The following is a 12,154-nucleotide window of genomic DNA, read 5'->3' as shown; positions in this document are numbered from 1 at the left end:
GGGCTGTTGCAAGAGGATTAAACCATGCGTTTCCGTATTTGGCAGGCAAACGGCCTGCCGCACCCTTATGTGATGCTGTTTTTGGCACCGGCGTTCTGGGCCACGAGCAATGTGGCGGGCAAGCTGGGCAAGGCTTGGCTTTCGCCTGATGAATTTACGTTTTGGCGCTGGGTGCTGGCGGCTTTGCTGCTTTCGTGGCTGTTCCGCGCGCGGATTCGGGAGGATCTGCCTGTGCTCAAGCAGCGTGTGTTGTGGCTGTTGCTGGTGGGCGGCAGCGGGTTTGCGCTGTTTAATATTGTGCTCTACAGCGCGTTTGCACGCGGGGCGGCGGTGGTGAATGTGTCGATTATCACGGCGCTGATTCCAGTGATGGTGTTGCTCGCGGAGGTGCTGTTTTGGCGCACGCGGGCGCATTGGCTGCAATGGTTGGGGGTGGGGCTGTCGTTTGCGGGCGTGGTGTGGGTGGTGGGCCGAGGCAATCCGGCCGCGCTGCTGGAAACGGGTTTGTCGCAAGGGGATGCGCTGGCATTGGCTACTTCTTTGATTTATGCCGGCTATTCACTGGCGTTGCGTGCGGCGCCGAAGGTGCATTGGGCAAGCCTGCTGTGGGCGATGTGCGTGGCGGCGGTGGTGGCGAGTGCGCCGTTTTATGTGTGGGAGGGGGTGGAGAGGGGCTTCCGGCTGCCGCCGTGGCAGGCTTGGTTGTTGCTGCTTTATGTTGCTGTGTTTATTGCAATTCTGTCCAAGCTGTTTTATATGGAAAGCGTGATTGTGATTGGCGCGGGGCGGGCGGCGCTCACGATGAACCTGCTGCCGGTGTTCGGCGCGCTGGTGGGCGCGGCGGCCTTTCCAGACGAGCGGCTGGGCGGCTATGTGCTCACGGCCTTAATCTTGGTGGCGGCGGGAATTGCGGCTTCGGAATGGGGCGCGGCGAGAAAACGGGCTTTGGAAAGCGCGGGATAAGCGGTTAGAATGGAGTCCTTCATATTCATGAAGGCTACCTGAAACGGGTTTGGCATTTTCAGGTAGCCTTTCTACCCCATTACTAAAGGACGAACCATGCAAAACTACCAAGCCCCCGACGAGAAGGGCTTTTTCGGCGAACACGGCGGACTTTATGTCTCCGAAACCCTGATTCCCGCCTTGCAAGAGCTGGCGGATGCCTATAAAGCAGCGAAAAACGACCCGTCGTTTTGGGAAGAGTTCCACCACGATTTGAAACACTACGTCGGCCGCCCCAGCCCCGTGTACCATGCCGCGCGATTGTCAGAGCATCTGGGTGGCGCGCAAATCTGGCTGAAGCGCGAAGACTTGAACCACACCGGCGCACACAAGGTAAACAACACCATCGGTCAGGCGCTGCTCGCCCGCCGTATGGGTAAAAAACGCGTCATCGCCGAAACCGGCGCGGGTCAGCACGGCGTGGCCTCCGCCACCGTTGCCGCACGCTTCGGCATGGAATGCCATGTTTACATGGGCGCGGACGACATCATCCGCCAAGCGCCGAACGTGTTCCGCATGAAATTATTGGGCGCGAACGTGGTCAGCGTGGACAGCGGCAGCCGCACGCTCAAAGACGCGATGAACGAAGCCATGCGCGAATGGGTTGCCCGCGTGGACGACACTTTCTACATCATCGGCACCGCCGCCGGCCCCGCGCCGTATCCCGAAATGGTGCGCGATTTCCAATGCGTTATCGGCAACGAAGCCAAAGAACAAATGCAGGCTGCCATCGGCCGTCAGCCTGATGTTGCCGTGGCCTGCGTCGGCGGCGGCTCGAACGCCATCGGCCTGTTCCACCCGTATATCGGCGAAGAAAACGTGCGCCTCGTCGGCGTGGAAGCCGGCGGACGCGGCACGGACACCCCCGACCACGCCGCGCCGATTACCAGCAAAGCCCCCATCGGCGTGCTGCACGGCTTCCGCAGCTACCTGATGCAGGACGAAAACGGCCAAGTTTTGGGCACGCACTCCGTGTCCGCAGGGTTGGACTACCCCGGCATCGGCCCGGAACACAGCCACCTCGCCGACATCGGCCGTGTGGAATACCATGCGGCGAATGACGATAAAGCCTTGGAAGCGTTTGATTTGCTATGCCGCTTTGAAGGTATCATCCCCGCGCTGGAATCCAGCCACGCCGTAGCTTGGGCGGTGGAAAACGCGCCGAAGATGGACAAAGACCAAGTGATTCTGGTGAACCTGTCGGGGCGCGGCGATAAAGACATCAATACCGTGGCGAAGCTGAAAGGGATTGAGTTGTAGGGCGCATGTGCGGCTGCCTGAAAGGTTGGAAACGGCTTTTCAGGCAGCCTTTTTCCCTTTCAAGCTACCTGAAAGCGCAGCTTCAACGAAGTTGAAAAGCGCGTGGGCACAAGTTTCATTCCCTTCGACCGCTCTGCCTACGCTCTGCTTGCTAATAGTAGGATACAACCTACTGATATTGTGCATGAAGTATTTTATGTAGGAAGCTTAATAACCAAAAAGGATTGTGTTATGAATGAAAATATCGAAACTATATTAAATAGTTTTCTGATGGAAATGTATAAATGGGAAGACAATGCTAATAAGCATATTGATGCAGGCACAGATATTCCTGATGAGATATTGAAACAAACACTAAAGGAAATATACGATAAATACCTAACAGATAAACCAAGAAAAATGGGAAAGTTAGAATGCATGACTGTTAACTATCCCCCAACATTCAACCCAAATAACGAGAAAATCATTGAAATAGAAGAAAAAGGTAGCTCTATAACTGTAAAGAGTGATGTACTTTACGCTGGAATGGAAGCACAAAGACTTTATAAATTCAAAAAACAGGCAGGTCTCTGGAAATTGGATAATGTAAAAGAATTTGATAGTTATGATGGAAAATGGCATTCCATACATATCTGAATTAGATTAAATAGCAAGCAAATACAGGTTAGATTCTTTAGCCCGATATCCCGCATTAAGGCCGTCTGGAAAAGCCACATGGAATAAGCATAAGTGCACATGACTCCCCTACACACATTACGCTTAATTAATAAGCAATGTTCATTTGGACGCAGGATAATTAAATGGATAAGATAAGTGTTTCCGAATTATTAAAATATTTTGAATGGGGATACGAAAATTATGCTGGATATTAACCGCCTCCCCGCCCCTCTACTCAAAGCTTGGGACAAAGTGCAAGCCGAACGCGGGCGCGAAAAATTCCGCGACAGCGTAAAACGCCAATGGCTGGAACAATTATTCAAAGCCGAACTCAAAACACGCGGCTTTCAGACGGCCTCCGGCGGTTTTATTTATTGGGTTAAAGACGGCTACATTTTCAGCGTTGTCCAGGCTTATTTGGTGGCCGTGTTTGACGGCAAACCCATCAGTGAGCGTGTATCCATCCGCATAGAAGCCAAACCGGACTATCTGGATTCATTGTTTTTCAAACTGTTCGGCAAAGAAGAGATGATAAAAAGCTTCAGCAGCCGGCTCAATGGTGAACCATCACTGGGTTTGATAGGGATACAAGACGAGTGGTGCATACAAGAACCCGACTTCGCCCACTTTACCCTTGAGCAAATGCTGGATTGGGTACGGCAGACTGTCGGGCAAATAGAAGCCGACATTGCCCGCTTTACGCAGCAAGTGTCCGACTTAGAGGGCTTCTGTCGTTTCATGCAGAGCCGCCCGTTAGGAAGCGGTATGGAAAACGAACTCTATGCGCTGGTCTTGTTCCACCTGCAACGATACGGCGAACTGCGCCGTTTCCTGGCCGGCCGCCCCGATTTCTATCAATTTGCCAACGGCACCAACCTGTTTGCCGCTTTGCGACAAATGTTGGATGAGCAACCGTAGCCCGGCACGGCCAATCCGGCACTCTCCTACTCAAATCGCTCGGTTCAGCCCATTTGCTTCCGGCCATAAAAAAGCTACCTGAAATTTCAGCTTCGCAGCAACGCGCAGAGCTCGTTTGAACTGCGTTGAAGCTTATGCTTTCAGGTAGCCTTTTCGTATCTTCTGCCACACGCCCTAGCGCGGATGGCGCATGATGATGCGCAGGATACTTTCGTCTAACTCTCCATCCGGCTTATCCAAGCTCACCGGCTTCACTTGGCCGTTGAAATGGCCATAGCTGCCCAGGAGCGGCTGCTCGAAATAGCAGCCGTTTTTGGTGATGTCGCAAGGCAGGGCGCAAACGCTGTGTTTAAACAGATCGCATTGCGTGCCGCCGCTGCTGCGGCAGTTTTGGATAGCGGCATAGTCGGCATGCTGGGCATCTAGGCTAACAGCAGGAAAATGGGTGAGCCGGCCGTTTTTCTGCCCCACCGACATACCGAAACACATATTGCTAAACCGCTGCCACACGCCGCATTGATTGCCGGAAGCGCGTTGGCATTGGCGCAGCGCATCGGCTTTGGCGGCTTCTTCGGTGGGGTGGGCGGCGGATGGGTAGATGACTTCGGCGTTGTTTTCATTCATGGCAATGGCGCGCCACACGCGGGGCTTGGCCGGCGTGTTGGCTTGATTGGCTGCGCCACGGGTGGTTCTCGCCCTATCAGCGGCCTGCGGTCTGTTTTGCGGCTTGAGCTCTTCGCGGTATTCTTCACAGCCGTATTCTTTATCGGCATTGCCAAAAGCGGTATCGCGCACTGAAAGGATGGTACCGTCTGGCTTAGTTACCACGATGCGGTATTCGTAGTCGTTGTAATGGCGGTAGTTTTGGTAATAATGCACATTGCCGGATTGGCCTACATAGGCCTGACGGATTTCGTAGAGATCAATACGCCAGGCATAGAGGTTGCGCACTTCATTATTTTTCACGCAGTTGCGGCGCACGATATCGGGCATGCGATGGGCGCGTTCGGCAACAAAATCGCTGATGTCTTTGCCGCGCCAGCGCAGGGTGTCGGTCGGGCGGATGGTGGTGGCGCAGCCTGCCAGCAGCAGGGCGGTGGCAAACGACAGCAGTCGTTTGGTTTTGCGGAATGCGGTTTGTGGAAACATAAATACTCTCCGTTTTGTTCTGGATTTGGCTCAACTATGCCATACGGCGCAAATCATACGGCAAAGCAGGCCGAAAACATATAGCAAGCCGGAAGGCTATCGATATTGGGCGGGGAGCCGCAGACAGTATGAGCAATACGGCAAGGCGAGCCAACGCTGTAGCATTCTTATTTTAATTCACTATATTTTCAGGTAGCCTCAATCTCAGCGTGGGCATGTGCCGCCGTATCGAAAAATAAGCTTATCCGCTATATAATCCCGCCCGTTTAACCACCTTTCAGGAGAATCCCATGTCTACTTCACGCTTGTTTGCGGCTGCCGTATCCGCCGCCCTGCTGCTGGGCGGCTGCGCCAACAGCTCCGCCCTGCAATACACCACTTCCCAAGCGCAAAACACCGCCCGGGTTTACTACGGCGAAGTGCTGTCGGTAACGCCCACCCGAATCCGCGGCGAAGACAACCCGCTGATCACCGCTGCCGGCTCGCTGCTGGGCGGCATCGGCGGCAGCAACTTCGGCAATGGCCGCGGCGAGGCGGTGAGCGCGATTTTGGGCGCGGTGGTGGGCGGTTTGGGCACCCAGTCGCTCACCCGCGGGCTCGACAGCCAACGCGGCTATGAAATCGTGGTGCAGCTGGAAGGCTCGCGCGATGCGATTTCCGTGGTACAGAAAGACGACATCCAATTCCGCCCCGGCCAGCGCGTGCGCGTGCTGCAAGGCGCCAACGGCATCACCCGCGTGCTGCCGGCGAGCCAATCTTCGGCCTATTAAAACCTGTTCGCAACCCCTAATCGGCTGTACGGCAAGGATAAAAGGCTACCTGAAATTTCAGGTAGCCTTTTTTTTTGAATGCCAGCAGGCGGCCTTAAATCCGCTTGGCCAGTTCCTCCGCCTTGCCCACATACAGCGCGGGAGTGAGCGCGAGCAGGCGCGCTTTGGCTTCTTCGGGGATGTCTAGCCCGTGGATGAAGGACTGGAGGGTGGCGGGCGTGATGCCGTCTTGGCCGCGGGTGAGGGCTTTGAGCTGCTCATAGGCCTGCGGCACGGCGTGGCGGCGCATCACGGTTTGGATGGGCTCGGCCAAGAGTTCCCAGGTGGCGTCGAGGTCGGCCTGCATGGCAGCGGGGTTGGCTTCGAGTTTGTTCAGGCCGCGCAGGTGGGCGGCCCAGCCGAGCAAGGTGTAGCCTGCGCCCACGCCCATGTTGCGCAGCACAGTGCTGTCGGTCAGGTCGCGCTGCCAGCGGGATACGGGCAGTTTCTCGGCCATGAAGCCGAGGATGGCGTTGGCGGTGCCGAGGTTGCCTTCGGAGTTTTCAAAGTCGATGGGGTTCACTTTGTGCGGCATGGTGGAGGAGCCCACTTCGCCGGCCTTCACTTTTTGTTTGAAATAGCCGAGCGAAATGTAGCCCCACACATCGCGGTTAAAATCGATGAGGATGGTGTTGATGCGGCTGAGGATTTGGAAGAACTCGGCCATGTAGTCGTGCGGCTCGATTTGGATAGTGTAGGGGTTGAAGGTAAGCCCGAGCGACTGTTCGACAAAGCGGCGGCAATGCGCTTCCCAATCCAGATCGGGGTAGGCGGCGAGATGGGCGTTGTAGTTGCCTACGGCGCCGTTGATTTTGCCCAAGAATTCCTGTTTCTCCAGCTGGGCGGTTTGGCGCTGCAAACGGGCGAGCACATTGGCGATTTCCTTGCCCAGGGTGGTGGGGGTGGCGGGCTGGCCGTGGGTGCGGCTCATCATGGGTTGGGCGGCCAGGCTGTGTGCCATTTGGCGCAGCTTGGCAGCGATTTCGGCCAGCTTGGGCAGCAGCACGCTATCGCGGGCTTCGCGCAGCATCAGGGCGTGGGAGAGGTTGTTGATGTCTTCGCTGGTGCAGGCAAAGTGGATGAATTCGTTTGCCTTTTGGATTTCAGGTAGCCTCTCGAAGCGCTGTTTGAGCCAGTATTCCACGGCTTTCACGTCGTGGTTGGTGGTGGCTTCGATGGCTTTCACTTCGGCAGCGTGTTCGGGCGAAAAGCCGGCAATCACGGCATCGATTTCGGCCAAGGTGGCGGCGGAAAAAGGCGGCACTTCGCTAATGTCGGGCGCGGCAGCCAGCGATTTGAGCCATTCCAACTCCACGCGCACACGGGCGCGGATCAGGCCGTATTCGGAAAAAACGGGGCGCAGGGCTTCAACAGCGGCGGCATAGCGGCCGTCGAGCGGGGAAAGGGCAAGCAGGGCAGACATGTGGTTTCCTATGAAAAAAGGCCAACAAAACGGCGGTATTCTACCCGAAAAGCGGGAAGGCTACCTGAAAGCGATGGCTTGGCGCATTCTGCACAGCTAAAGCGGTAGAATACGTTTTCGCTTTATGCTTTCAGGTAGCCTCACACATGAGCCGCTTTATCCGCCAAACCCTAATCCGCCCGGATGCCCTCGCCATCAGCGTGGATTTATCCCGCATCAAAACCCTGCACAGCCTGATGCAGCGCATGCGGGAAGCCTTCGAACTGCCCGCCTGTTTCAGCGGCGGCCTCGATTCGCTCAACGACTGCATGCGCGACTTGGGCTGGCTGCCGCAACGCGAAATCCACATCGCCTTTTGCGGCCTGGCCGACCTCAAACAACGCCAGCCCAAACTGTTTGCCGATATTGCCGACTGCCTGGCGCTATACCGCGATTATTGGCACGGCAACCCGCAGGAGCATAAAATCGTGCGGATTTCGATAGCGGATTAAACCGCCAACCGCTCCCCTTTTAAACGTCGTTGAAGCTCATGCTTTAGCGCCCATACACCGTTTTTCAGGTAGCCTCTTATGACCTTCACCCTCCCCGTCCTGCTTGCCGCCTGCTTTGCCGCCGCCCTACTCTGCGCACTCATCGTTTGGCTGTGGCAAAACGCCCGCAACCAAGCCGCGCAACACCGCCACCAGCAGGAAGCCGACCGCCTGCAACACCAGCTCGCCCTGCAACAGCAGGCCTGGCAGCAAAGCGAACAGCAACTCGGCCACACCGCCCAAAGCCTGGCCGACAGCCAGCAGCAGCTTTCCGCCGCCCGCCAAGCCGCACAGGATTACCAAACCCGCGCCGCCGCCGCCGAGCAATCGGTGCAACATTTCACCAACCGCCTGGCCGAAGCCGCCGAACGGCAGCAGCAGCTGTTGCGCGAACTCGCCGCCGCCAAGCAGCAATCCGCCGCCGAGCAGGAAGAAGCCCAAAGCTGGCAAACCCGCGCCGTGGCTGCCGAACAATCCAAACAACACCTCGACCGCAGCTTGGCCGAAGCCGCCGAGCGCCAACAGCAACAGCAGCAAGAGCTGGCCGCCGCCAAACAGCAGCTCGCCGCCGAACAGGAAGCAAGCCAAAGCTGGCAAACCCGTGCCGCCACCGCCGAAAAATCCGTGCAACACCTCAACAGCCAACTGGCCGAAGCCGACGAACAGCAGCAGCAACTCCAACAGCGCTACGAAACCGCCCGCCAAGAGCTGGCCGCCAGCCGCCTGCAACACGAGCGCGTGCAAACCCAAATCGAACAGCGGCAGCAAGCCCACGCCGAACAAATCGCCCTGCTCAACCAGGCCCGCCAAAACCTGGGCGAACAATTCCAAAACCTCGCCAACCAAATCCTCGAAGAAAAAAGCCGCCGTTTTTCCGAGCAAAACCGCCAAGAGCTCGACCAACTGCTCCATCCCTTGAGCGAGAAACTGCAAGGCTTCAGCCAGCTCGTACAAAACACCTACGAAAAAGAAGCCAAAGAGCGGCTCACGCTGGAAAACGAGCTCAAACGCCTGCAACAGCTCAACGCCCGGCTGCACCAAGACGCCCAAGCCCTCACCCAAGCCCTCACCGGCAGCCGCAACAAAAGCCAGGGCAATTGGGGCGAGATGATTCTGGAAAAAGTGCTGGAAAACTCCGGCCTGGTGAAAGGGCGCGAATACTTCGTGCAAAGCGGCGGCCGCCAAACCGACAGCGACGGCGAAAGCCGCTACCTCCAGCCCGACGTGCTCATCAACCTGCCCGACAACAAACAAATCATCGTCGATTCCAAAGTATCGCTCACCGCCTACGTGCGCTACACCCGCGCCGAAAGCCCCGAAGCCGCCGAAGCCGAGCTCGCCGCCCACCTCGCCTCCGTACACCAGCACATCAAAGAGCTCGCTGCCAAACGCTACAGCGACATCGAAGGCCTGGTATCGCTCGATTTCGTCTTTATGTTTGTGCCCGTGGAGCCCGCCTACCTGCTCGCCCTGCAGCAAGACCCCGAGCTCTTCCAAACCTGTTTCGACCAACGCATTATCCTGGTCGGCCCCAGCACGCTGCTGGCCACCCTGCGCACCGTAGCCAACATCTGGCGGCACGAATACCAAAACCGCCACGCCCTGCAGATTGCCAGCGAAGGCGGCAAACTCTACGACAAATTCGTCGGCTTCGTGGAAACCCTGGAAAAAGTGGGCAAAAACCTCCAGCAGGCGCAAGAAAGCTACCAAGCCGCCCACAAACAGCTTTACAGCGGCCGCGGCAACCTAGTCGGCCGCGTGGAAAAACTGCGCCAAATGGGCGTGAAAGCCGGCAAACGGCTCGACGCGCAGCTGGTGGAACAAGCCGGCAGCGAAGGGGCGGAGATGCTGGAAGACAAAACAGACGGCGGGCAGCCAGAGGCTACCTGAAAACCATCCTGCAGGCGCAACGCCTTTTTATCGGCCGCCAATCCGCCTAAAGTAAATGTTTTCAGGTAGCCCCTCCGCGATACATAAAGGCTACCTGAAAAAGCAACGATGCCTCGGCAAAGCCAACGCGCAAGCCGCAACGGGGCGAAACAATCCATTCGATTTTCAGGTAGCCCTTCCCTCCTTTTGCTACAATCCCGCCTTTCCCTCCACCGCCGCCCGATTATGAAGCTCATCGCCGTCATCCCCCACTACCGCCACCTCGGCACGCTGCCGCAGGTGGTTTCCGCCCTGCGACATTGCGGCCTGCCCGTTTTGGTGGTGGACGACGGATCGGGCGAAGACTGCCGCGCCGGTTTGGAAGCCTTGCGCGGCGAGGGCGTTCAGGTAGCCTTCCGCCCGGCCAACGGTGGCAAAGGCAGCGCGATGAAGTGGGGCTTCAAGCTGGCGGCGCAGCAGGGTTTCAGCCACGTTTTGCAGATTGATGCCGACGCGCAGCACAATTTCGCCGACATCCCGCGCTTTATCGAAACCGCGCAGTCGCAGCCGCAGGCCGTGGTATGCGGGCGGCCGGTGTACGGCGGCGACGTGCCCAAATCGCGGCTCTACGGCCGCAAAATCACCGATTTTTGGAACGTGCTGCACACTTGGTCGTTCGATATCAAAGACGGCATGTGCGGCTTCCGCGTTTATCCGCTGGCTGCCGTCCTGCCCATCATCCAATACGGCGGTGCCGTCATCGGCGAGCGCATGGATTTCGACAACGAAATCCTGGTGCGCCTGCATTGGGCGGGCGTGCCCCTCGTTTGGCTCAACACGCCCGTGCGCTACGAAGCAGGAGGCGTGTCGCACTTCAACCTGCACCGCGACAACCTGCTCATCAGCAAAATGCACGCCCGCCTGTTTTGCGGCATGGTCGCCCGCCGCCTCGGCCGCCTGTTTAAACGGCCTCAAGCGGCACAGGCCGCCCGGGCGCATTGGTCGGCACAGCACGAACGCGGCCACCGCCTCTTCCTCAAGATTACCGAATGGCTGGTGCGCTACCTGCCCTTGTGGCCGGTGCACATCATCGCCGCCGCGGTGTCTTCTTATTTCTACCTTACCTCCGCCGCCCAGCGCCGCAGCGTGCGCCAATATCAAGGCTACCTGAAAGCCAGTTTCCCCGATGCGCCGCTGCCCGCACGCTTCCCCGTATACCGCCAGTTCGCCGCCTTCGGAGAGGCCGTGGCCGACCGATTCGCCGTGTGGCAGCACAAAATTACCGTGCCCGACCTCGTGGTGGAAGACCCCGATAACCTATATGCCGATATAGACAACCACAATACACGCGGCCAAATCATCATCTGCTCGCATCTGGGCAACATCGAAGTGTGCCGCGCCCTCGTCTCCCACCACCGAGGCTTCAAACTCAACGTGCTCGTGCACAACGCCCACGCAGAAGATTTCAACCGAGCCCTCAAAGCCGCCGGCGCCAGCGATTTGCAGCTGATTCAGGTGGCCGACCTCAACGCTGCCAAAATGCTCCAGCTCTCGCAAAAACTCGATGCCGGAGAATGGCTCGCCATCGCCGCCGACCGCACCCCCGTGCGCGGCAACAAAACCGTGCCCGTGCAATTCCTCGGCCACACCGCCCACCTGCCGCAAGGCCCCTGGCTCTTGGCCGGCCTCCTGCGCGCGCCCACCAATACGGTATTCGTGCTAAAAGAGCGCGGCCGCTATCATTTATGCCTGAAACGTTTTCAGGTAGCCCCAAGCTGGACGGCCGCCACGCGCAAACAAGTGATTGAAAGCATGGCGCAGCAATACGCCGACATTTTGGCCGCCCACGCCGCGCGCGCGCCGCTGCAATGGTTCAACTTCTACAACTTCTGGAACAACCCTCATGGCTAAACACATCTACTGCCGCCACAGCGCCGAAATCGAAGTCCCCTTTTTTGATGTGGACGTGATGCAGATCGTCTGGCACGGCCACTACGTGAAATACCTCGAAGTCGCCCGCTGCGCCTTCCTCGATGCCATCGGCTACAACTACAACGCCATGCTCAAGCACGGCTACGTCTGGCCGGTGGTGAAGCTCGACCTCAAATACATCCGCCCCGCCCGCTTCGGCCAGAAAGTCTGCGTAGATATGGTTATGACCGAATACGAAAGCTGCCTGCGCATCGACTACACCCTGCGCGACGCGGCAAGCGGCGAAAAGCTCACCCAAGCCCACACGACTCAGGTTGCCCAACGAATCGACAACGGCGAGATGCAGTTCCAAACCCCAGAAAGCTGGCAGGAGGCCGTGCGCCAGTTTGCAGGATTTGTGCCGTTGAAACCCCGTTGAGGCTACCTGAAAACCATATGGCAGGCCGGATTTGATTTTGATACAGGGTGCTGGCCGCGCCCAGTATAGAAATACGGCAAGGCGGACCAACGTTGCAGCGGCAGTCAGGCCGGTTTGTTCGCCCCATCTGCACATCTGCCGCCGCACCCTGCTTTATAGTGAATTAACAAAAACCAGTACAGCGTTG

11 protein-coding genes and 1 pseudogene are annotated in these 12,154 nt (G+C 57.7%); 10 read left to right on the top strand and 2 right to left on the bottom strand.

The annotated features are described in order from the left end of the window. Nucleotides 1-24 precede the first annotated feature (24 nt). The 4 genes from A7Q00_RS11485 (at nt 25) to A7Q00_RS11470 (ending at nt 3,837) form a co-directional block, all read left to right on the top strand. Nucleotides 25-963 carry a DMT family transporter gene (locus A7Q00_RS11485; protein ID WP_064090658.1) on the top strand — a complete coding sequence of 313 codons (939 nt, stop codon included), beginning with the start codon at nt 25-27 and terminating at the stop codon, nt 961-963. A gap of 96 nt (nt 964-1,059) precedes the next feature. Then, on the top strand, nt 1,060-2,262 hold the full coding sequence (gene trpB / locus A7Q00_RS11480) for a tryptophan synthase subunit beta (protein ID WP_064090657.1): 1,203 nt from the start codon (nt 1,060-1,062) through the stop codon (nt 2,260-2,262). 231 nt (nt 2,263-2,493) lie between these two features. Next, nucleotides 2,494-2,898: an NTF2 fold immunity protein gene (locus tag A7Q00_RS11475; protein ID WP_064090656.1), complete on the top strand. Its 405-nt coding sequence runs from the start codon at nt 2,494-2,496 to the stop codon at nt 2,896-2,898. Between the two features lie 222 nt (nt 2,899-3,120). Next, on the top strand, nt 3,121-3,837 hold the full coding sequence (locus A7Q00_RS11470) for a hypothetical protein (protein WP_064090655.1): 717 nt from the start codon (nt 3,121-3,123) through the stop codon (nt 3,835-3,837). A gap of 174 nt (nt 3,838-4,011) precedes the next feature. On the opposite strand, the gene A7Q00_RS11465 is transcribed toward A7Q00_RS11470, so the two are convergent. Beyond that, nucleotides 4,012-4,986 (bottom strand): DUF4189 domain-containing protein, encoded by a 975-nt coding sequence (locus tag A7Q00_RS11465; protein ID WP_064090654.1) that lies wholly within the window; start codon nt 4,984-4,986, stop codon nt 4,012-4,014. A gap of 290 nt (nt 4,987-5,276) precedes the next feature. Between A7Q00_RS11465 and A7Q00_RS11460 the strand changes: the two genes are divergently transcribed. Further along, nucleotides 5,277-5,756 (top strand): outer membrane lipoprotein, encoded by a 480-nt coding sequence (locus A7Q00_RS11460; RefSeq protein ID WP_064090653.1) that lies wholly within the window; start codon nt 5,277-5,279, stop codon nt 5,754-5,756. Nucleotides 5,757-5,850: 94 nt separating this feature from the next. On the opposite strand, the gene purB is transcribed toward A7Q00_RS11460, so the two are convergent. Then, on the bottom strand, nt 5,851-7,218 hold the full coding sequence (gene purB, locus A7Q00_RS11455) for an adenylosuccinate lyase (protein WP_064090652.1): 1,368 nt from the start codon (nt 7,216-7,218) through the stop codon (nt 5,851-5,853). A gap of 146 nt (nt 7,219-7,364) precedes the next feature. Here purB and A7Q00_RS11450 point away from each other — a divergent pair, with 146 nt between their 5' ends. The 5 genes and pseudogenes from A7Q00_RS11450 to A7Q00_RS11435 all read left to right on the top strand — a co-directional run bounded on the left by A7Q00_RS11450 (nt 7,365) and on the right by A7Q00_RS11435 (nt 11,967). After that, on the top strand, nt 7,365-7,709 hold the full coding sequence (locus tag A7Q00_RS11450) for a barstar family protein (protein WP_064090651.1): 345 nt from the start codon (nt 7,365-7,367) through the stop codon (nt 7,707-7,709). A gap of 78 nt (nt 7,710-7,787) precedes the next feature. Beyond that, nucleotides 7,788-9,638, top strand: coding sequence for a DNA recombination protein RmuC (locus A7Q00_RS11445; protein WP_064090650.1), 1,851 nt, complete (start codon nt 7,788-7,790; stop codon nt 9,636-9,638). Between the two features lie 108 nt (nt 9,639-9,746). Further along, nucleotides 9,747-10,241 (top strand): annotated as a pseudogene (locus A7Q00_RS14110) (glycosyltransferase); the annotation flags it as partial. A 147-nt stretch (nt 10,242-10,388) separates the two neighbouring features. Then, complete coding sequence (locus A7Q00_RS13075; RefSeq protein WP_245637579.1) at nt 10,389-11,528, top strand: lysophospholipid acyltransferase family protein; 1,140 nt, start codon at nt 10,389-10,391, stop codon at nt 11,526-11,528. Next, nucleotides 11,521-11,967, top strand: a complete 447-nt coding sequence (locus A7Q00_RS11435) for an acyl-CoA thioesterase (protein WP_064090649.1) — start codon at nt 11,521-11,523, stop codon at nt 11,965-11,967. Before A7Q00_RS13075 ends, A7Q00_RS11435 begins: the two co-directional genes overlap by 8 nt. Nucleotides 11,968-12,154 lie beyond the last annotated feature (187 nt).

The organism is Eikenella halliae (assembly GCF_001648475.1).
Lineage (GTDB): Bacteria > Pseudomonadota > Gammaproteobacteria > Burkholderiales > Neisseriaceae > Eikenella > Eikenella halliae.
Note: the sequence above shows the minus strand (reverse complement) of the source record. Positions and strands in the feature narration are given on the sequence as shown.